The organism is Mesorhizobium jarvisii, assembly GCF_003601985.1.
GTDB lineage: Bacteria > Pseudomonadota > Alphaproteobacteria > Rhizobiales > Rhizobiaceae > Mesorhizobium > Mesorhizobium jarvisii.
In genome coordinates, this window is the sequence record NZ_QZXA01000003.1 from 540,417 (window position 1) to 558,384 (window position 17,968).

The 17,968-nt window shown below is 62.7% G+C and carries 22 protein-coding genes; 14 read left to right on the forward strand and 8 right to left on the reverse strand.

All coding sequences use genetic code 11. The annotated features are described in order from the left end of the window. Positions 1 to 65 precede the first annotated feature (65 nt). The 5 genes from pstC to phoB are packed head-to-tail and all read left to right on the forward strand — an operon-like array spanning position 66 to position 4,146. Positions 66 to 1,049: a phosphate ABC transporter permease subunit PstC gene (gene pstC, locus D3242_RS10290; protein WP_019861606.1), complete on the forward strand. Its 984-nt coding sequence runs from the start codon at positions 66 to 68 to the stop codon at positions 1,047 to 1,049. 3 nt (positions 1,050 to 1,052) lie between these two features. Further along, positions 1,053 to 1,904, forward strand: a complete 852-nt coding sequence (gene pstA, locus D3242_RS10295; RefSeq protein WP_019861605.1) for a phosphate ABC transporter permease PstA — start codon at positions 1,053 to 1,055, stop codon at positions 1,902 to 1,904. Next, the gene (pstB, locus tag D3242_RS10300; protein ID WP_020629059.1) at positions 1,901 to 2,704 is read left to right on the forward strand and encodes a phosphate ABC transporter ATP-binding protein PstB; all 804 of its coding nucleotides are present in this window, start codon (positions 1,901 to 1,903) and stop codon (positions 2,702 to 2,704) included. The genes pstA and pstB overlap by 4 nt, the downstream gene beginning before the upstream one ends. A gap of 25 nt (positions 2,705 to 2,729) precedes the next feature. Then, positions 2,730 to 3,437, forward strand: coding sequence for a phosphate signaling complex protein PhoU (phoU, locus tag D3242_RS10305; protein WP_064981105.1), 708 nt, complete (start codon positions 2,730 to 2,732; stop codon positions 3,435 to 3,437). 19 nt (positions 3,438 to 3,456) lie between these two features. After that, positions 3,457 to 4,146 carry a phosphate regulon transcriptional regulator PhoB gene (gene phoB, locus D3242_RS10310; RefSeq protein WP_010911896.1) on the forward strand — a complete coding sequence of 230 codons (690 nt, stop codon included), beginning with the start codon at positions 3,457 to 3,459 and terminating at the stop codon, positions 4,144 to 4,146. Positions 4,147 to 4,158: 12 nt separating this feature from the next. Here phoB and D3242_RS10315 read toward each other — a convergent pair whose 3' ends face one another. After that, positions 4,159 to 5,409 carry an ROK family protein gene (locus tag D3242_RS10315; protein WP_064981103.1) on the reverse strand — a complete coding sequence of 417 codons (1,251 nt, stop codon included), beginning with the start codon at positions 5,407 to 5,409 and terminating at the stop codon, positions 4,159 to 4,161. 274 nt (positions 5,410 to 5,683) lie between these two features. Here D3242_RS10315 and xylF point away from each other — a divergent pair, with 274 nt between their 5' ends. From xylF to D3242_RS10335, 4 genes are all read left to right on the forward strand, one after another. Beyond that, a complete protein-coding gene (gene xylF, locus D3242_RS10320; RefSeq protein WP_019861602.1) occupies positions 5,684 to 6,724 on the forward strand; it encodes a D-xylose ABC transporter substrate-binding protein in 1,041 nt (346 codons plus the stop codon). 145 nt (positions 6,725 to 6,869) lie between these two features. Next, the gene (locus tag D3242_RS10325; protein WP_064981101.1) at positions 6,870 to 8,201 is read left to right on the forward strand and encodes a sugar ABC transporter permease; all 1,332 of its coding nucleotides are present in this window, start codon (positions 6,870 to 6,872) and stop codon (positions 8,199 to 8,201) included. Positions 8,202 to 8,216: 15 nt separating this feature from the next. Continuing rightward, positions 8,217 to 9,041 carry an ATP-binding cassette domain-containing protein gene (locus D3242_RS10330; protein ID WP_064981100.1) on the forward strand — a complete coding sequence of 275 codons (825 nt, stop codon included), beginning with the start codon at positions 8,217 to 8,219 and terminating at the stop codon, positions 9,039 to 9,041. 150 nt (positions 9,042 to 9,191) lie between these two features. Then, positions 9,192 to 10,832 (forward strand): CHASE domain-containing protein, encoded by a 1,641-nt coding sequence (locus D3242_RS10335; RefSeq protein WP_064981098.1) that lies wholly within the window; start codon positions 9,192 to 9,194, stop codon positions 10,830 to 10,832. Between the two features lie 98 nt (positions 10,833 to 10,930). On the opposite strand, the gene D3242_RS10340 is transcribed toward D3242_RS10335, so the two are convergent. The 6 genes from D3242_RS10340 to D3242_RS10365 all read right to left on the reverse strand — a co-directional run bounded on the left by D3242_RS10340 (position 10,931) and on the right by D3242_RS10365 (position 14,632). After that, positions 10,931 to 11,176 carry a YMGG-like glycine zipper-containing protein gene (locus tag D3242_RS10340; protein WP_019861598.1) on the reverse strand — a complete coding sequence of 82 codons (246 nt, stop codon included), beginning with the start codon at positions 11,174 to 11,176 and terminating at the stop codon, positions 10,931 to 10,933. An 83-nt stretch (positions 11,177 to 11,259) separates the two neighbouring features. Next, positions 11,260 to 11,586, reverse strand: a complete 327-nt coding sequence (locus D3242_RS10345) for a hypothetical protein (RefSeq protein WP_064981097.1) — start codon at positions 11,584 to 11,586, stop codon at positions 11,260 to 11,262. A 128-nt stretch (positions 11,587 to 11,714) separates the two neighbouring features. Further along, positions 11,715 to 12,068 (reverse strand): hypothetical protein, encoded by a 354-nt coding sequence (locus tag D3242_RS10350; protein WP_167470419.1) that lies wholly within the window; start codon positions 12,066 to 12,068, stop codon positions 11,715 to 11,717. A 50-nt stretch (positions 12,069 to 12,118) separates the two neighbouring features. Further along, the gene (locus tag D3242_RS10355; RefSeq protein WP_064981094.1) at positions 12,119 to 13,153 is read right to left on the reverse strand and encodes a sensor histidine kinase; all 1,035 of its coding nucleotides are present in this window, start codon (positions 13,151 to 13,153) and stop codon (positions 12,119 to 12,121) included. A gap of 189 nt (positions 13,154 to 13,342) precedes the next feature. Further along, entirely contained in the window at positions 13,343 to 13,507 is a 165-nt protein-coding gene (locus tag D3242_RS10360; RefSeq protein ID WP_010911886.1) for a DUF1328 domain-containing protein, read from the reverse strand. Between the two features lie 330 nt (positions 13,508 to 13,837). Next, positions 13,838 to 14,632 (reverse strand): response regulator, encoded by a 795-nt coding sequence (locus tag D3242_RS10365; protein ID WP_010911885.1) that lies wholly within the window; start codon positions 14,630 to 14,632, stop codon positions 13,838 to 13,840. A 223-nt stretch (positions 14,633 to 14,855) separates the two neighbouring features. Between D3242_RS10365 and D3242_RS10370 the strand changes: the two genes are divergently transcribed. Then, the gene (locus D3242_RS10370) at positions 14,856 to 15,059 is read left to right on the forward strand and encodes a NepR family anti-sigma factor (RefSeq protein WP_019861594.1); all 204 of its coding nucleotides are present in this window, start codon (positions 14,856 to 14,858) and stop codon (positions 15,057 to 15,059) included. A 3-nt stretch (positions 15,060 to 15,062) separates the two neighbouring features. Continuing rightward, positions 15,063 to 15,614, forward strand: coding sequence for an RNA polymerase sigma factor (locus D3242_RS10375; protein WP_010911883.1), 552 nt, complete (start codon positions 15,063 to 15,065; stop codon positions 15,612 to 15,614). A 32-nt stretch (positions 15,615 to 15,646) separates the two neighbouring features. On the opposite strand, the gene D3242_RS10380 is transcribed toward D3242_RS10375, so the two are convergent. Next, complete coding sequence (locus D3242_RS10380) at positions 15,647 to 15,967, reverse strand: response regulator (RefSeq protein ID WP_051112925.1); 321 nt, start codon at positions 15,965 to 15,967, stop codon at positions 15,647 to 15,649. A 208-nt stretch (positions 15,968 to 16,175) separates the two neighbouring features. Here D3242_RS10380 and D3242_RS10385 point away from each other — a divergent pair, with 208 nt between their 5' ends. The 3 genes from D3242_RS10385 to D3242_RS10395 all read left to right on the forward strand — a co-directional run bounded on the left by D3242_RS10385 (position 16,176) and on the right by D3242_RS10395 (position 17,958). Next, on the forward strand, positions 16,176 to 16,937 hold the full coding sequence (locus D3242_RS10385) for a Crp/Fnr family transcriptional regulator (RefSeq protein ID WP_064981092.1): 762 nt from the start codon (positions 16,176 to 16,178) through the stop codon (positions 16,935 to 16,937). A 227-nt stretch (positions 16,938 to 17,164) separates the two neighbouring features. Then, complete coding sequence (locus D3242_RS10390; RefSeq protein WP_019861589.1) at positions 17,165 to 17,491, forward strand: ElaB/YgaM/YqjD family protein; 327 nt, start codon at positions 17,165 to 17,167, stop codon at positions 17,489 to 17,491. An 8-nt stretch (positions 17,492 to 17,499) separates the two neighbouring features. Beyond that, positions 17,500 to 17,958, forward strand: coding sequence for a hypothetical protein (locus tag D3242_RS10395; protein WP_064981091.1), 459 nt, complete (start codon positions 17,500 to 17,502; stop codon positions 17,956 to 17,958). The last annotated feature ends 10 nt before the right edge of the window (positions 17,959 to 17,968 follow it).

Consider the following 17,968-nt stretch of genomic DNA (forward strand, 5'->3'; position numbering starts at 1 on the left):
ATCCTCCAAAGGAGCGCCGCGCCCGCGGCGCTCCTTTTCCTTCAACTGAAAGAGCCGAGCTTGACATGAGCGCTGTCCAGGAAGCCTTGCCAGCCGTTAGAAGTTCGCGCGATGCCACCGTTCGACGGTTCGCGCTGACCGACGCAATCTTCCATGCGACAACCCGCGCCGCCGCGATATTGGTGCTGGTTCTGCTCGGCGGCGTTGCGATCTCGCTGTTTGCCGGTTCCTGGCAAGCCCTGTCGACCTTCGGCTTTTCCTTTCTGACCAGCGAAAGCTGGAACCCGGTGACGGAGAAGTTCGGCGCCCTGGCACCGATCTACGGCACCATCATTACCTCGGCCATCGCCATCCTGATCGCCGTGCCGCTCGGTATCGGCATTGCCATCTTCCTCACCGAGCTTTGCCCACGCCCGCTGCGGCGTCCGATCGGCATGGCGGTTGAACTGCTGGCCGGCATCCCTTCGATCATCTACGGCATCTGGGGCCTGTTCGTGCTGGCGCCGTTCCTGCAGACGACGGTGCAGCCCTTCATCATCAGCGTGTTCCACGGCATTCCCGGCCTCAACGGCCTGTTCGCGGGCCCTCCTTATGGCATCGGCCTGCTGACCTCGGCGATGATCCTGGCCATCATGATCCTGCCGTTCATCACCTCGATCACCAAGGACGTCTTCGATACGGTGCCGTCGGTGCTGAAGGAATCGGCCTATGGCATCGGCTGCACGACCTGGGAGGTCACGCGCCGGGTCGTCATTCCCTACACTCGCATCGGCATCATGGGCGGCATCATGCTCGCTCTCGGCCGCGCGCTCGGTGAAACGATGGCGGTGACCTTCGTCATCGGCAACGCGCACCGCATCTCGACGTCGCTGTTTGCGCCGGCAACGACCATCTCGGCGACCATCGCCAACGAATTCACCGAAGCGGTCGGCGATCTCTACACCTCCTCGCTGGTCGCGCTCGGCCTTATCCTGTTCGTTATCACCTTCCTGATCCTTGCCATCGCCCGCTACATGCTGATGCGCATCGATGCCCGCACGGGAGCCTGACCGATGTCGACAGCCGCATCGCTTCACCAAAGCCGCAAGCGCAAGAATGGCGTGATGATGACGCTGTGCGTCATCTCTGCCGGCATCGGCCTTGCCTGGCTGGCGCTGATCCTTGGCGCCTTGCTCTACAAGGGCCTGGCCGGCGTCTCCCTCTCGGTCTTCACGGAAATGACGCCGCCGCCCGGCGACGCCGGCGGCCTGCTCAACGCCATCTACGGCAGCATCGTGATGACCATCATCGGCATCATCGTCGGCACGCCGATCGGCGTGCTGGCCGGTACCTATATGGCCGAATATGGCCGCTTCTCGAAGCTCACCACGGTGGTGCGCTTCATCAACGACATCCTGCTGTCGGCGCCGTCGATCATCATCGGCCTGTTCGTCTATGAGCTTATGGTGCGGCCGATGGGGCATTTCTCGGCGATCGCCGGTGCCGTAGCACTCGCCATCCTGGTCATCCCCGTCGTCGTGCGCACCACCGAGGACATGCTCAACCTGGTGCCCAACGCCTTGCGCGAAGCCGGCACCGCGATCGGCGCGCCGCGCTGGGTGGTCATCCGCTCGGTTGCCTATCGCGCCGCGCTTTCGGGCATCGTCACCGGCATATTGCTGGCCATCGCCCGCATCTCCGGCGAGACCGCACCGCTTCTTTTCACGGCGCTGAACAACCAGTTCTGGTCGAGCAATCTCAACGCGCCGATGGCCAGCCTGCCTGTCACCATCTTCCAGTTCGCTCTCAGCCCCTATGAGGAATGGCAGCAGCTGGCCTGGACCGGTGCACTCATAATCACATTGACGGTTCTCGCGCTCAGCATCTTTGCGCGCAGCCTGACCGGACGCAGAGAGGACAAATGAGCCAGATGTTGTCTCCAGACATGACGATCGCCGCCGAGGCGGTGACCAAGGCCAAGATCGAGGTCAAGAACCTCAACTTCTACTACGGCCAGTCGAAGGCGCTGAAGGATATCACGCTGTCGCTGCCCGAGCGCAGCGTCACCGCCTTCATCGGCCCGTCGGGTTGCGGAAAGTCGACGCTGCTGCGCGTCTTCAACCGCATCTACGAGCTTTATCCCAAGCAGACCGCCGAGGGCCAGGTGCTGCTCGACGGCCAGAACATCCTCGACCGTTCGCAGGATCTCAACCTGCTGCGCACCAAGATCGGCATGGTGTTCCAGAAGCCGACGCCGTTCCCGATGTCGATCTACGAGAACATCGCTTTCGGCGTCAGGCTCTACGAGAAGATCAGCAAGGCCGAGATGGACGGCCGTGTCGAGCAGGCGCTCAAGCGCGCGGCGCTGTGGACCGAGGTCAAGGACAAGCTCAATGCCAGCGGCCTCAGCCTGTCGGGCGGCCAGCAGCAGCGGCTGTGCATCGCCCGCACCGTGGCGGTGAAGCCGGAGGTGATCCTGCTCGACGAGCCGGCCTCGGCGCTTGACCCGCTGTCGACCGCCAAGATCGAGGAGCTGATCGACGAGTTGCAGGCCGACTACACGATCGTCATCGTCACCCACAACATGCAGCAGGCGGCGCGCGTCTCGAAGCAGACCGCCTTCATGTATCTGGGCGAACTGGTCGAGTTCGACCGCACCGAGAAGATCTTCACGTCGCCTCGCGAGAAGCGCACGCAAGACTACATCACCGGCCGCTTCGGCTGATCGCACGCATACGAGGACCAGGATCATGGCCGAACACACAGTCGCAGCCTTCGACGAGGATCTCGGACAGATCAGCAGGCTGATCAGCGACATGGGCGATCTCGCCGGCTCGATGGTCGGCGGCGCCACCAAGGCACTGCTGAACTCCGACAATGCTCTCGCTCAGCGCGTCGTCTCCGACGACGCCATCATGGATGCGCGCCAGCGCGAACTCGACGACCGCGCCATCACGCTGATCGCCAAGCGCCAGCCGATGGCCGACGACCTGCGCCATGTCGTCGGCTCGATCCGCATGGCCGGCGACCTCGAACGCATCGGCGACCTTGCCAAGAACATCGCCAAGCGCGTCGGCACTGTCGGCCTCAGCGCCACGCCGCGCGAACTGTCGCATTCCATCGACGCCATGGCGCAGCTGGTGTTGATCCAGGTGCAGGGTGTGATCGAGGAGTATGCGGCGCGCGATGCCGCGGCACTGGCGAAGCTGCGCGCCGACGACGAGCGCATCGACGTCAAATACACCTCCGTCTTCCGCGAATTGCTGACCTATATGATGGAAGACCCGCGCAACATCACGGCTTGCACGCATTTGTTGTTTTGCGCCAAGAATCTCGAACGCATCGGCGACCATGTGACCAACATCGCCGAGAATGCGTACTATGTCCTGACCGGCACGCAACTGCCCGCCAATCGTCCAAAACAGGACGAGACGGCGATGTCGGCGCCGGCGGCCTGAGCGCAGGGGTAATCAATCGATGATCGCACCACGCATCATGGTGGTGGAGGACGAGGAGCCGCTCGGCGTGCTCCTCCGCTACAATCTGGAATCGGAGGGTTACCAGGTCGAGGTGGTGACCCGCGGCGACGAAGCCGAAATCCGCCTGCAGGAGAACGTGCCCGACCTCCTTGTGCTCGACTGGATGGTGCCGGCGGTGTCCGGCATCGAACTCTGCCGGCGCCTGCGAATGCGGCCCGAGACCGAGCGGCTGCCGATCATCATGCTGACCGCCCGGGGCGAGGAAAGCGACCGTGTACGTGGGCTCTCCACCGGCGCCGACGACTATCTGGTCAAGCCGTTCTCGACGCCGGAATTCATGGCCCGCGTCAAGGCGCTGCTGCGCCGCGCCAAGCCGGAAGTGCTGTCCAGCGTGCTCAAGGTCGGCGATATCGTGCTCGACCGTGAATCGCACCGGGTCTACCGCAAGAAGAGCGAGATCCGGCTCGGGCCGACCGAATTCCGCCTGCTCGAATTCATGATGCGGCACCCCGGGCGCGTGTTCTCGCGCAGCCAACTGCTCGACAATGTCTGGGGCGAGACGATCTACATCGACGAGCGCACCGTGGACGTGCATGTCGGCCGGTTGCGCAAGGCGGTCAACAATGGCCGCATGCCGGATGTCATCCGCACCATCCGTGGGGCGGGCTACGCGATCCGCGAGGATTGAGCACGAACTGACTCAGGCGACGTTTTTCTTCGCGGCAGGGCCTGCTTTCGTTTGCACGCCGGGCGCGAAAATCTCCTGGTCGACGAAGGTCAGCGCGCGCATGGCACAGCCTTCGCGGATCAGCGGCAGTTCGTTCGGCTCGGTGTCGAAGGAGATCGATTTCGAGTGCTGGCCGCCGGCGGTCTGGGCGATGGCCTCGCGCAATGCCGGCTCGATCAGGTCGAAGGCAGCGGCGCTGACGCCGACCATGGCGACGGGCGCGGGATCGATCAGCGCAAACAGGCTGCCGAGGCCGTAGCCGAGTGCCTCCCCGGCCTTGCGGTAGGCTTCGCGCTCGGGCCCGTCCCGTTCCCGTGCCGTCGCGGCCAGCGCCCGCATCTGCGCGTCGCTGACATCGGCCACCGGCTCGGTGTCCTCGCTGAGCTGCCTGGCGTTGCGCCAGATGGCGTAATTGCCGGCATAGGCCTCGACACAGCCGCGCCGCCCGCAGCGGCAGAGCGCGCCGCCCGGCCGGTGGATCATGTGGCCGAATTCGCCGCCTGAGGAATGGGTGCCAGTGAACAGCTCGCCCTTCAGCACCAGCCCCATGCCGATGCCGTGCGAAAGCAGGATGGCGATGAAGTCGTCGCGGTAGCGCTCGGGATCGCGCCAGCGCAGCGCCACCGCCATCATGTTGCAGTCGTTTTCCATGGTGGCGGGGATACCGAACTCTGCTTCGAGTATGTCTGCGAAGGCGATGTCGGTCTGCGGTGTGATCGGCGACCACAGCATCGCCCGGGCCTCGGTGTCGGTGATGCCCTGGATCGCCAGCGCGATGCGGGCGACGCTGCGTACGTCGATGTCGGAATCCTCGAGGCGCCGCCGCACTATGGCCACGCACTCGCCGATCAGCGCCTCGCGCGACATGGTCAGCGTGTCCAGCCGGCGCTGTTCCTCCGATATCACCTGGCCGGCATAGTCGATGACTGCGACCGACAGGAAATTCAGCGACAGCACCACGGTCATCACAGCCGCAGCCTCCGGATTGAGGCCGAGGCCGACCTGCGGCCTGCCGCGTTTCAGCGCGCCGGCCTCGCTCGGCTTGCCCTCGGCCAGGATGCCTTCACCGATCAGGTCGGAGGAAATCGCCGATATGGTCGAATGGCTGAGGCCGGTGGTCGCTGCGATCTCGGTGCGCGAGGGCCGGCCGGCCCGGCGCACGGCCGCGATCACCATGGCGCGGTTGCGCCGGCGCAGATCGTCGTGGCGGATTCCGACCGACATGTTTTTTCACATCCTCCCGGTCGCCGCGGTTCTTCCGGTCCTCCCTCGAACGCTGCCGGCGATACGGTCAAATACTGGCAGAAGCGGCCTGTGCTGTCATTTATTTATTGCGAAGCTCGAAAAAAAGTCAGAGGGACATCAAAATCCATCAGAATCGTTGTTGACAGCGTTCCGGTGTTGGATCAGTGTTTTTTCGAGGCTCGAAAAAATAGGGCCTTTGTGCCGGCCTTAGGGCCAGTTTGGTCGCGCCATACGCGGCGCAGGGAGGAATATCATGAAGAGATTCACAGCCGCCATCCTGGCGGGTGTCGCCATGTCGCTGACGCTTGCGTCGGTCGCGCAGGCGAAGGACAAGGTCATCGGCGTTTCGTGGTCCAACTTCCAGGAAGAGCGCTGGAAGACCGACGAGGCCGCCATGAAGAAGGCGATCGAGGCCGCCGGCGACAAGTACATTTCCGCCGATGCGCAGTCCAATCCCGGCAAGCAGCTTACCGATGTCGAGAGCCTGATCTCGCAGGGCGCCAATTCGCTGATCATCCTGGCCCAGGATGCCTCGGCCATCGGCCCGGCCGTGCAGAAGGCGCTGGACGAAGGCATTCCGGTCGTCGGCTATGACCGCCTGATCGAGAACAAGGACGTCTTCTACCTGACCTTCGACAACAAGGAAGTCGGCCGTTTGCAGGCCAGCGCGGTGTTCAAGGCCAAGCCGGAAGGCAACTATGTCTTCATCAAGGGCTCGGGCGCCGATCCGAACGCCGACTTCCTGTTCGCGGGCTCGATGGAAGTGCTCAAGGCTGCCATCGACAGCGGCAAGATCAAGAATGTCGGCGAGGCCTATACAGATGGCTGGCTGCCCGCCAACGCCCAGAAGAACATGGAGCAGTTCCTGACCGCCAACGACAACAAGGTCGACGCGGTCGTCGCGGCCAATGACGGCACCGCCGGCGGCGTCGTCGCGGCGCTGACGGCGCAGGGTCTTGCCGGCACCGTGCCGGTTTCGGGTCAGGACGGCGACCATGCCGCGCTGAACCGCATCGCGCTTGGCACCCAGACCGTGTCGGTGTGGAAGGACGCGCGCGAACTCGGCAAGAACGCCGCCGAGATCGCCTCGCAGCTGGCCGACGGCAAGAAGATGACCGACATCGCCGGTGTTAAGGACTTCACGACGCCTGGCGGCAACACCGTCAAGTCGCTGTTCCTGACCCCGGTGGCCATCACCAAGGACAATCTCAACGTCGTCATCGACGCCGGCTGGATCAAGAAGGACGAAGTCTGCGCGGGCGTCGCCGCCGGCAGCGTCGCCGCCTGCAACTAAAACGGCGCAATACCGTTCGATATCGACGCCGCGGCCCAAAAGCCGCGGCGTTTCTCAAGGGGCTTCCCGCTTCAAATGACCGCGGAAAGCAAATAGCATCCATGTTCGGTACCCGCGCCAGACGGTAAACCGGTGGGAGGATAGCATGACCGACACGACCTCTAATCAACCGGTCGGCAGCACTGCAACGGACAAGGCGCGTGCATCCGAACTCAGCGCCGTCGGACGGTTCCTCAAGGCTACCGAGCTCGATACGCGCATGCTCGGCATGGTCGGTGCACTGCTGGTCATCTGGGTCGGCATCCATATCCTGTCGGGCGGGCTTTTCCTGACACCGCGCAATCTGTGGAACCTGTCGGTGCAAACCTCGTCGGTCGCGATCATGGCGACCGGCATGGTGCTGGTCATCGTCATGCGCAACATCGACCTCTCGGTTGGATCCGTCGAAGGCGTGATCGGCATGATCATGGGCGTGGCGCAGGCTGAATTCCTCATCCGCGTCGTCGGTTTCCAGCTTGGAAACCCCTGGCTCTGGATCATCGCGCTGGCGGCTGGCGTGGCGCTTGGTCTCCTGATCGGCGCGTTCCAGGGCTTCATCATCGCCTATATGGAGGTTCCGGCCTTCATCGTGACGCTGGGCGGCCTGCTGGTCTGGCGCGGCATGGCATGGCTGATTACCAGCGGGCGCACGGTCGCGCCGCTCGACACGACTTTCCAGCTGATGGGCGGCGGACCACGCGGCTCGATCGGCGCCACCGCCAGCTGGATCGTCGGTGTCGTCGCCTGCGTGGCGGTCGCCTTCATGCTGCTCAACGGCAGGTCGCAGCGCAAGCGGTTCCACTTTCCGCTGCGCCCTGTCTGGGCCGAGACCTTGCTTGGCGTGGTTGCCTGCGCCGCTATCCTAGGCGCCGTCTGGATCGCCAATTCCTATCCATGGCCGATCGGCATCGTGCGCCAGTATGCCCAGCAGAACGGCATTACCGTTCCCGAAGGCGGGCTGTACATCGCGCATGGCATTGCCATACCGGTGCTGATGGCGGTGGCCGTGGGCATCATCATGACCTTCATCACCAAGCGTACGCGTTTCGGCCGCTACGTCTTCGCTATTGGCGGCAATCCGGAGGCGGCCGAACTTGCCGGCATCAACACCCGCTGGGTGACCATGAAGGTGTTCATGATCATGGGCGTGCTGGCGGCGGTCAGCGCGGCGATCTCGTCGGCCCGGCTCAACGCGTCGACCAATGCGCTGGGCACGCTGGACGAGCTTCTGGTCATCGCCGCCGCCGTAATCGGCGGCACGTCGCTCGCCGGCGGTTCCGGCACCGTGATGGGCGCCATGCTGGGCGCGCTTCTGATGCAGTCATTGCAGTCGGGCATGGTGCTGCTCGGCATCGACTCGCCGCTGCAGAGCATCGTCGTCGGCGCCGTGCTGGTCATCGCGGTGTGGCTCGACACCGTCTATCGCAAGCGGGTTTAGGGGAGAAAAACGATCATGGCCGACAAAATCGCTCCCGCAACTGCCCCCATAACTGCGGCCCCTGGCACGCCGCTGATCGACATGCGCAACATCTCGATCGCCTTTGGCGGCATCCGCGCCGTCGACGATGCCTCGATCGATCTTTTCCCCGGCGAGGTCGTGGCGCTGCTCGGCCATAACGGCGCCGGCAAATCGACGCTGATCAAGATCCTGTCAGGCGCCTACAAGCGCGATGCCGGCCAGATCTTCGTCAATGGCGAGGAGGCTTCGATCTCCAACCCGCGCGACGCCAAGAAATACGGCATCGAGACCATCTACCAGACGCTCGCCTTGGCCGACAACGTCGACGCCGCCGCCAATCTGTTCCTCGGCCGCGAGCTGATGACCGGCTGGGGCACGCTCGACGACGTTGCCATGGAGGCCGAGGCCCGCAAGGTGATGGGCCGGCTCAATCCGCGCTTCCAGCGCTTCAAGGAGCCGGTGATCAAGCTGTCGGGCGGCCAGCGCCAGTCGGTGGCGATCGCGCGCGCGATCCTGTTCAACGCCCGCATCCTGATCATGGACGAGCCGACGGCAGCCCTTGGTCCGCAGGAGACGGCGCAGGTCGGCGAACTGGTCAAACAGCTAAAATCCGATGGTATCGGCATCTTCCTGATCAGCCATGACATCCACGACGTCTTCGAGCTGGCCGACCGGGTCTGCGTGATGAAGAACGGCCAGGTCGTCGGCACCGCGCGCACCACCGATGTAACCCAGGACGAAGTGCTCGGCATGATCATCCTGGGCAAATGTCCTCCGGGCGCCATCCCAGGGCCGGGCGCGCTGAAGATCGCCGCCTGAGGCCTGCCGACCGCCCGAGATGCGCTGATCGGCATGGCCGGTTGCCGCTCACGTGATATGCCAGTGATCGCGATGGCTTGGCCTTGCCATTGTGTTGGCCTGACGACTTGCCCATAAAGGTCCGGTATTGCTCATGGACCGCATCATCCGTTGAAGAAACTTTTTCCAATCGTTGCGTTCATCGCCGTAGCGCTGATCAGCATGACCATGGCGGGGTTCGCCTATTTCGCGACGCAGGAAGCCTCCCGCATCAAGTTCGAAGCGGCGGCCGACGACGCGCTCAACCGGATCGAGAGCCGTATCGATCTGCATTTGTCGCTGCTGCGGTCGACACAGGCCCTGTTCGACGCCCGCAATGGAGATATCTCCCACAGCGAGTTCAAGGCGTTTTTCAACGCGCTGGACATCGACAACAATTTCGCCGGCCTGCGGGGCATCGGATTCCTCAGGCTCGTCAAGACGGGGGACGAGGCGGCGGCCGAACGAGACATCCTGCACGATTTCGGCGCCAGCCATCCGATCTATCCGGAGACGACGCAGCCCTGGCGCACGCCCATCATGCTCTTCGAGCCGCTGGATCCGTCCAACCAGACGGGCATCGGCTACGACATGTTCAGCGAACGAGTGCGGCGCGCGGCGATCGAGCAGGCGATGGCCGACGACAAGCAGCACGCGAGCGGGCTGGTGCAACTGGGCCAGGGCACAGGCGCGACACAGACCTTCCCCGGCTTCCTGGTTTTCGTGCGGCTCAACGTCGAAACCGCGCCAGAGGTCATCAACGCATCGCGATCCTCGACCGCGGGCTTTCTCTATGCGGCCTTCCGGGCGCGGGACCTGTTCCAGATCGCGCTCAGTCGCGCGCCGCTGCTGCCGGTCAACACCGAGATCTATGACGGCGCGGTGAGCGGCGACAATCTCTTGTTCCGGTCGGAGACCCCACCGGCCTCCGCCTTTGGCGACCGGCTGCTGGTCACCCGCAAGCTCACGGTAGCCGGCCGCCGGTGGACGGTGCTGTTTCGGCCGACCAGCGCCTTCTCGCAGCCGTCGTCGCGCGCCATCCCTGTGATGCTGGGGCTGTTCGGCCTGCTCGCGGCGGGCGCCATCGCGCTGGTGGCGCGCTATCAGGAGCGCGCCTATGAGGCGGCCTCGCGCCTGCACGAGACGACCGAAAAGAGCCTGCTCGAAAAGGACCTGATGCTGCAGGAGATGAAGCATCGCATCAAGAATTCGATCACCCGGGTGCTGGCGATCGCGCGGCAGACGGCGTCGCGGGCGACCGACGTCAACGAGTTTTCGGCGTCTTTTTCGGCCAGGCTGCAGGCGATGGCAGCCTCCCAGGACATGCTGACGCGCTCGCGCTGGCAGAAGGCCGATCTCGCAGACCTCCTGCGCATCGAGCTTGGCCAGGTATTCGGCAAGGACCTCCCCGAGGGGTTGTTGTCGGGGCCGGAGGTGCTGCTCGACGAGACCACGACGCAGGCGCTTGGCCTGACCTTCCATGAGCTGGCGACCAATGCGCTCAAATATGGCGAAGCCGGCAATTCCGCCAATTCGCTCAGGAGCGACTGGGCGCTCAAAGTCGAGTGGTCGGTGGAAGGGCGCGGGCGGGAGCGGACACTGGCGCTGAACTGGCGGGAGGCCGGGAAGAAAAAAGTCGAGGCGCCGGCCGAGACCGGATTCGGCACCAAGCTGATCGACCTCAACGTCACGCGCGAACTGCGCGGCACGATCAAGCGCGATTTTCAGGCCGACGGTCTGAAGGTGGAAATCAAAATTCCGCTGACAGGCTGAGACGAATATTCAGGCCGACAGCAAATGGCACGCCCATACGTGCAAAATCCGGAGGCCGGCGAACCGGCCTCCGGATCGAAGTTTCGACTATCGCCGAATCAGTTGCAGCGGGCCGTGTAGATCCGGCCGCGATGATCGCGATACTGGCAATAACCATTGCGCAGGTTGCGCACCAGCAGGCCGGACCCGGCACCGACAGCTGCACCGATCAGCGCGCCCTTGCCGCCGCCGACCAGACCGCCGATACCGGCGCCAATCAAGCCGCCGCCAACCACGTCCTGCTCGGTCGAGGTGCAGCCGCTGAGAGCGGCAACCGCAACCATGGCAATAATCATCTTCCGCATAGAGTCACTCCTCACTTTGTGTCCACACTTTGGTAAGCTCCAGCAGCCATTTAGCATGAAATGACGGCCTTTGCTGCGCGAATTTATTCTTGGCTAAGATAGTCTTTTTCTGGGCGCGCCGCATTCGATGCCATGACAAGGCTGGAAATGGCAAGAGAGGCGTCGAGGCTGCCGTCGGGAAGCACCTTCCAGACGACCTGGTCGTAGTCATCCTCAAGTGCTGGATCGACAGCGAGACATCTGGCGACGATGTGCTGCGCCTGCCCCTGCACGTCGCCCATGGCAAACGGCCGTTCGGCGGTGCATTCGTCGGCGTTTTCGAAAATGCTCACCGGCACCTGCAGCTCACGACAATCGGTCATCGAGTTGCTGCAGCCGATGACAAGCAACAATGCAGCGATGTGTTCCATGGCGACATGTCCTCTCGCCTCAACAACGGCCCGTATCGGCCAAAAGTTCCTGAGCGGTCGGGGTGACATGCGAATAATGCCGGCGCTGAACCGGTTAACAGCGCGCACTGTTGCCAGCAGGGGTTCGGTCAGGTCAGCTGGAACATAGCGATGAGGAGAATTGTCGAGGCCGCCGCCAGGACGATGCCCCACAGCAATGTGTGATGCGGCGAGCTAAGCGGTTCCGCGGATGCTTCATGATCCTGGAATTCGCCCATCGAAACACGGGCAGCCTGTTCCAGTCTGTTCATGTCGGCGACCGCCAAGCATTCCTCCCACACCGTGCCGCAACCCAGCGGATTGCAGCGGCATCTGGGAAAAACAGCATCCGCCCTTATGGTGAACAGCCGGTTAAGGATCGTTGATTGCGGCCAGAGCCGGATGATTTCTGGTCGGATCGACCTGAAATCTGAATCCGCCTCTAAATCAAAGAGATAGCGCAAGATCTCTGGGCAAACGGTCTCCCTTTGTCCAGACATCACGCTCTAGTCGTTCACTGCGTCTCGAAATTGCTGTGTGGGACGACAAGACGGTATTCAAGGCGGCCGTCCGCGATGTCGAGGCTTGCGGTTCCGCTCAGGGATGCCGGCACCACCCGCTCCAGCGCGACGCTGCCGAAACGCTTTTGGCTCCCTCGGCCGCCATTGGTTCCTATGGCTTCGGCCCATGTCAGCGAGAGTGTGACCTCGCCAGGGGCGATGATCTCGAGATTGGCGGTCACCTCGACGAATCCATCCCGTCGGGACAGGGCGCCGTAGCTGACCGAGTTGACTGCGAGTTCATGCATCGCCAGGCCGATATGCAGTGCGGCATTGGGATTGAGATAGGGGTTGGCGCCCCGGAGGCGAAGGCTATGCGATGTGTTCGTGCCATAGCGGCCGACCTGGCTCGTCACCAATTCATGAAGCGCCGCACCTCGCCAGTTGGAAGATGTCACCAGATCCTGGGAGGAGGAAAGCGACTGCAGCCGGCCGCGAAAGCGCGTGAGGAAGTCGCCGATGCCGTCGGAATAGCGACCGGTCTGCGTCGCGATGCTCTGGATGATCGCCAGCAGATTCTTCGAGCGGTGGCTGACCTCGCGCAGCAGCGTCGTCAGCGTCTGTTCGCGCCGCTTCTGCTCGGTCGTCTCGACCATGGTGGTGACGACACCTTGCACGTCGCCGGCGTCGCCGCGGTCGGCATCGACCCAGACCTGGAACCAGCGTACGCCGTTTTCGACAGGAACACTGATCTCAAGGCGCTCCGGGTTGCCGGTGGCGACCACTTCGCGCTTGGCGGTGCTGATGCGGTCGGCCTGCGCCATAGGCAGGATGCCATTGCCGTCGGAGTTGTCTGAAATCCAGGGCGCGCGCATGTTGCGGGCCCAGACGGTTTTCATGTCGCGATCCTGATAGAGGACGGAAATGCCGGCATTGTGCAGTGCGTGAAGAAGAGCCCGGCCAAGCTGCATGCCACTTTCGGCCGGATGCATGGCGATGACTTCGTCGCTCCGTGCGCCTTCCGTCTTATCTGCAGTCCTGGAACGCATCGGTCGATCTGTCCACCCAACGCACGCTGAACGGCTCACTATGAAATGGGTTCCCAAATGAAGTTTCCGAGGAGCCATCCCCCCAAAAACGGTCCGCCGGACGGTCTCCTTTGAAGGATACCGCCCGGCGGTGGCTGGAAACCGTTTGAGGGGTGCGGCTTCCAGTGTTCGCTCGGAGAAGCGCTCGCCTCACGCCCGTCTGAACAGGCCGGCCAGGAGCGAAATGACCAGGAAGGCGAGAAAGATGAAGAACAATATCTGCGCTATGCCGGCGGATGTACCGGCGATGCCGCCGAAACCAAGCGCGCCGGCGATAATCGCCACAACGAGAAATACGAGCGCCCAGTAAAGCATGGTTCATCTCCTTCCGAATGCTGCAGGGAAAACGTGGGTGGGTGCGGTTTGTTCCACCCTTTGCCGAAAAAGGCGATGCTTGCAAACCGTTAGAGCAACTCCAGGAAAAGTGTGAACGATTTTCCCGGGAAAGCGCGTAGCGCGTTCCTTTGGGAATTGCGTCAAAACAACAACTTAGAGCAGCTCGACGTTTCCCTGACACGGTGAACTGCTCGAGGCAAAGCGCCTCGAAATTCGCGACGGATGGGTCCGGTTTGGCAAAAAAACCGCCCGACGCATTCGCATCGGGCGGCCTTTGGGTTTGGCTTTCCCGGCTGGAAAGGCAGCGACTTATGCGGCGGCCTTCGCCTGACGATCGAAGAACAGCGCCTGGCTGATCAGTGCCTTGACCATGTCGGGATTGAACGGCTTGGTCACCAGGAAGGCCGGTTCGGGGCGTTCGCCGGTCAGGAGGCGTTCGGGAAAGGCAGTGATGAAGATCACCGGCACGGAGGTTGACGACAGGATCTCGTTGACCGCCTCGATGCCCGAACTGCCGTCGGCGAGCTGGATGTCGGCCAGGACCATCTTCGGCCGCGTCTTGCCGAACATCGTCACCGCTTCGGCGTGCGTGCGCGCGGTTCCAACGACACGATGGCCGAGGCTCTCGACCATCTCCTCTATGTCCATGGCGATCAGCGGTTCGTCCTCGATGATGAGCACATCGGTCGCCACCTGGCGGGAAATCTCGTTGCTTGCCTGGGCAAGCAGCTCGGAGAATTGCTGGTCGCCGACGTCGAGGATCTCGGCTGCCTCGTCCTCGCTGAAACCCTCGACGGCAACCAGCAGGAAGGCCTGGCGCGGAAGGGGCGCGATGGCGTTGAGATTGGCGGCGGCGCGCTGTTCCCACGCCGATTGGGCCTGCTCCTGCGGCACGCGGATGGCGACGGACGTGAAAAGTTTGGCGAAGACCTTGTACAGAGCGATACGGTCGCTCGATGCATCGGGGAAGATGTCGACATCGGCGATGATGGCCTCAAGCATCGCAGCGACCAGCGCGTCGCCGCTCTCTTGCGATCCCGAGACGGCGCGCGAGAAGCGGCGCAGGAACGGCAGGTGCGGTGCGATGGTAGCGGATAAACTCATGATAAGACGTCTCCCTCAGTATGACGCGATTGCCCGGATTGCAGGTCAAGCTGATTGCAAGCCCCGCTAATACAACGCGGGTTTTCTCAAAAAGTTCCGGCCGATATGGAACGAAAAGCCGATAACGGCGTTTTGCGGTCGGGATGGGCAACCAGACGAGGGAGCCGCTTGCCTTGTGCCGAGTTGAGTATGAGCGGCCTAGTGCTGGGAATATAAGGGCGAAATGAAGGATATGACGAAAGATATTTTGGCTGGCGCCGAGGGCAGGCGCCGGAACGGCGTCGGTGACCCGCTCGGGGCCAACTCCGAAATCGGGCGCAAACTCAAACAATATTATGACGAGCTGGTCTCTGACGATGTGCCGGATCGCTTTGCCCAGCTGCTCAGCCAGCTGGAACAGGCCGAACCCGCACAGAAGAAGGACTGAGCCATGGCAGCGGTCTCCCAAGGCTTCAAGACCGATCTGCTTGGGGCAATCCCGAGCTTGCGGGCCTTTGCCGTGTCGTTGACGCAGAATGCCGACAAGGCCGACGACCTCGTTCAGGAAACGCTGGTCAAGGCCTGGGACAAGCATGAGAGCTTCCAGCCGGGCACCAACCTCAAGGCATGGCTTTTCACCATCCTGCGCAATGAATTCTATTCGCAGATGCGCAAACGCGGCCGCGAAGTGCAGGACAGCGACGGCATCATGACGGCCAGGCTCGCGGTGCATCCGGCCCAGCACGGCCAACTCGATCTCAAGGACTTTCGTGGCGCTCTCGAGCAGTTGCCAGAAGACCAGCGCGAGGCCATCATCCTCATCGGCGCATCGGGCTTTTCCTATGAGGAGGCCGCTGAAATCTGCGGTTGCGCGGTCGGAACGATCAAGAGCCGCGTCAGCAGGGCGCGCACGCGCCTGCAGGAGATTCTCAAGATTTCCGGCGAGGACGAATACGGTCCCGATGCGATCTCGGCCCAGGTCACGGGGACTGCGGCGCATTGACGTGAGATCCGGGTAGCGGACCCGGATCGATCTCACCCCGGAGATCCGCGTCCATAGGCCAGCGCCACCGCTTCGACGAGATCTTCGCCCGAATAAGGCTTGGTGACGAGCTTCACCCCTGGAAAGGATGCCTTGATCTCGTCCGCATCGGAATAGCCGGAGGCAAACACGAAAGGCACGCCTGTCTCACGCAGGCCGGCGGCGAATTCGAGCGTCGAGGTGCCGCCCAGCATCAGATCGACGATGGCCGCGTCGAATTGCGTTGCCACCTTTCGGCCATCGATCTCGGCCAGGTCGCGGGCAACCACCACCTCGCCGGCGCCGTGGTCGCGGCAGAGCTGCTCGACATCCATGGCGATGAGGAATTCGTCCTCGAGGACGAGAATTCGCAATCCGTCAAGCAAATTGGGCACGGTAGTGGCTCCTTGAAACGCCGGGAGTCATGATCGCAATTCGGCGCGCTGTCATTTAAAAAAGACATGGCCCTAGCGCGGAACTCCGATCCTGGCAAAACGTTTTAGACATACCTGCTGACCGGCAGGCTTTCGAAGAGGGGTCGAAATGCCAGGCCAGAATGGGCGCTCCCTATCCAGTCGACAATATCCTTGCGAGAAGTGCCCTTTGCGGCCATTGCCGGTTTTCCGCGAGTTCGAAAAGCAGGAGCTGGCCTTCATCAGTACCTTCAAGAAAGGGGAACTGGCGGTCGACAAGTGCGCCACGGTCATCGTGGAAGGAAGCCACAGCGCTCATCTCTACACGGTACTGTCCGGCTGGGCGTTCCGCTACAAGCTGTTGCCGGACGGTCGCCGGCAGATCCTCAACTACCTCATGCCCGGCGATCTCATCGGCCTGCAAGGCAGCGTCATGGGGGAAATGCAGCATTCCGTCGAGGCCCTGTCGCCAATGCTGCTTTGCGTCTTCGAGCGCGACAGTCTGCATGAACTTTACCGCAACCATCCTGGTCTCGCCTACGACATCACCTGGATCGCGTCACGCGAGGAACGCATGCTGGACGAGAACCTGCTCAGTGTCGGCCGCCGCAGCGCGATCGAGCGCGCCGCCTATCTGATTGCCTTCATCGGCAGCCGTGCCAAGGTCGTGGGGCTGAACGGCAAGCAATCCATCCAGATTCCGATTACGCAACAACATATCGCCGACACGCTCGGCCTTTCGCTGGTTCACACCAACAAGACGATCCGCAAACTGATGGATCGCAAGCTGATTCTCTGGCGCGATGGTGGTTGCGAGGTGGTCGATGCGGAAGGGCTCAAGCAACTCGCCGGCTGGGAAGGGCTGGGCGAGGGGCGTCGCCCGCTGATCTGAGACGCGTTTCTGGCCATGGATTGGCGATTGGTGCGCATGCGTATGTTTTCGGCTAGAGCAGTTCACTGTTTCACGGAAATAGCGAACTGCTCTATCTCTTTGTTTTGACGCAACTCCGGACGGAAAACCGTTTCACACTTTTCCTAGAGTTGCTCTAGTTTGTCCCAATGCCGGAACCTTGAGGCGCAAGGCGCGTTTGAAATCGAGCAATCACAAGGAGTTAAGCAATGGCAACCGCCGCAGGAAAGAGCGCCAACGAGGCGCGGGCGAATTCGGACCTCGAAGCCGACATCAGGCAGTTGAAGGCGGATATCGACAAGCTCACCAAGCAGTTGGCCAAAACCGGCGAACACGGCTATGGCACTGCCCGCCGCGCGGCCACCGAAGGCGTCGAGCAATTGCGTGCGCAGGGCGAAGCGGCGTTCGACAGCCTGCGCGGCAGTGCCAAGGACATCGAGGCGCAGTTGCTGGCAAATGTCCGCGAGAAGCCGGTGACGTCGCTGGCGATCGCCGCCGGCGTCGGCTTCCTCTTCGCGCTGCTCGCACGTCGCTAGTTCCCCAAATGGGACTGTTGGCATCCCTGCTCTCGGGTTTCGCCTCGGGTGAAACCGTGGCCGCCATACGTCGCGCACGTACGGCGGCCATCGTCTATGCGATTGCCGCTTTGGCGGCATTGTGCGGTCTCGGCTTCCTGGTCGGGGCAGGCTATATCTGGGCCGCCGTCCGCTATGGATCGTTCGCCGCCGCGCTTGGCTTCGGTGTCGGTTTTCTGGTGATCGCCGGGCTCGTTCTCCTGGTCCATCGTTTGATGTCGGGCGCCCGTGCCCGCCGCGAGGCAAGGCGGCGCAGTGCTGACATGAAGGCGATCGGCATCACGGCCGCCCTCGCCGTGCTGCCGACCTTGCTCAAGGGAAAAGGTGGCCTCGGTGTCATTCTGGGCCCGGCCGTGGCGCTCGCCGCCTATGCCATCTACCGCGAGAACGTGAAGCCCGACGATCCGGATGCCGGGGAGGGGAAATAACGCCCCGGCC

What these genes read in the sequence shown, in the direction of transcription:
- D3242_RS10340 (WP_019861598.1), bottom strand. Translation starts at nt 11,176, where the DNA reads ATGCGGAAGATGATTATTGCCATGGTTGCGGTTGCCGCTCTCAGCGGC.
- D3242_RS10330 (WP_064981100.1), top strand. Translation starts at nt 8,217, where the DNA reads ATGGCCGACAAAATCGCTCCCGCAACTGCCCCCATAACTGCGGCCCCT.
- D3242_RS10355 (WP_064981094.1), bottom strand. Translation starts at nt 13,153, where the DNA reads ATGCGTTCCAGGACTGCAGATAAGACGGAAGGCGCACGGAGCGACGAA.
- pstA (WP_019861605.1), top strand. Translation starts at nt 1,053, where the DNA reads ATGTCGACAGCCGCATCGCTTCACCAAAGCCGCAAGCGCAAGAATGGC.
- phoB (WP_010911896.1), top strand. Translation starts at nt 3,457, where the DNA reads ATGATCGCACCACGCATCATGGTGGTGGAGGACGAGGAGCCGCTCGGC.
- D3242_RS10370 (WP_019861594.1), top strand. Translation starts at nt 14,856, where the DNA reads ATGAAGGATATGACGAAAGATATTTTGGCTGGCGCCGAGGGCAGGCGC.
- xylF (WP_019861602.1), top strand. Translation starts at nt 5,684, where the DNA reads ATGAAGAGATTCACAGCCGCCATCCTGGCGGGTGTCGCCATGTCGCTG.
- phoU (WP_064981105.1), top strand. Translation starts at nt 2,730, where the DNA reads ATGGCCGAACACACAGTCGCAGCCTTCGACGAGGATCTCGGACAGATC.
- D3242_RS10375 (WP_010911883.1), top strand. Translation starts at nt 15,063, where the DNA reads ATGGCAGCGGTCTCCCAAGGCTTCAAGACCGATCTGCTTGGGGCAATC.
- D3242_RS10315 (WP_064981103.1), bottom strand. Translation starts at nt 5,409, where the DNA reads ATGTCGGTCGGAATCCGCCACGACGATCTGCGCCGGCGCAACCGCGCC.
- D3242_RS10325 (WP_064981101.1), top strand. Translation starts at nt 6,870, where the DNA reads ATGACCGACACGACCTCTAATCAACCGGTCGGCAGCACTGCAACGGAC.
- D3242_RS10380 (WP_051112925.1), bottom strand. Translation starts at nt 15,967, where the DNA reads ATGGATGTCGAGCAGCTCTGCCGCGACCACGGCGCCGGCGAGGTGGTG.
- D3242_RS10390 (WP_019861589.1), top strand. Translation starts at nt 17,165, where the DNA reads ATGGCAACCGCCGCAGGAAAGAGCGCCAACGAGGCGCGGGCGAATTCG.
- pstC (WP_019861606.1), top strand. Translation starts at nt 66, where the DNA reads ATGAGCGCTGTCCAGGAAGCCTTGCCAGCCGTTAGAAGTTCGCGCGAT.
- D3242_RS10345 (WP_064981097.1), bottom strand. Translation starts at nt 11,586, where the DNA reads ATGGAACACATCGCTGCATTGTTGCTTGTCATCGGCTGCAGCAACTCG.
- pstB (WP_020629059.1), top strand. Translation starts at nt 1,901, where the DNA reads ATGAGCCAGATGTTGTCTCCAGACATGACGATCGCCGCCGAGGCGGTG.
- D3242_RS10395 (WP_064981091.1), top strand. Translation starts at nt 17,500, where the DNA reads ATGGGACTGTTGGCATCCCTGCTCTCGGGTTTCGCCTCGGGTGAAACC.
- D3242_RS10365 (WP_010911885.1), bottom strand. Translation starts at nt 14,632, where the DNA reads ATGAGTTTATCCGCTACCATCGCACCGCACCTGCCGTTCCTGCGCCGC.
- D3242_RS10385 (WP_064981092.1), top strand. Translation starts at nt 16,176, where the DNA reads ATGCCAGGCCAGAATGGGCGCTCCCTATCCAGTCGACAATATCCTTGC.
- D3242_RS10360 (WP_010911886.1), bottom strand. Translation starts at nt 13,507, where the DNA reads ATGCTTTACTGGGCGCTCGTATTTCTCGTTGTGGCGATTATCGCCGGC.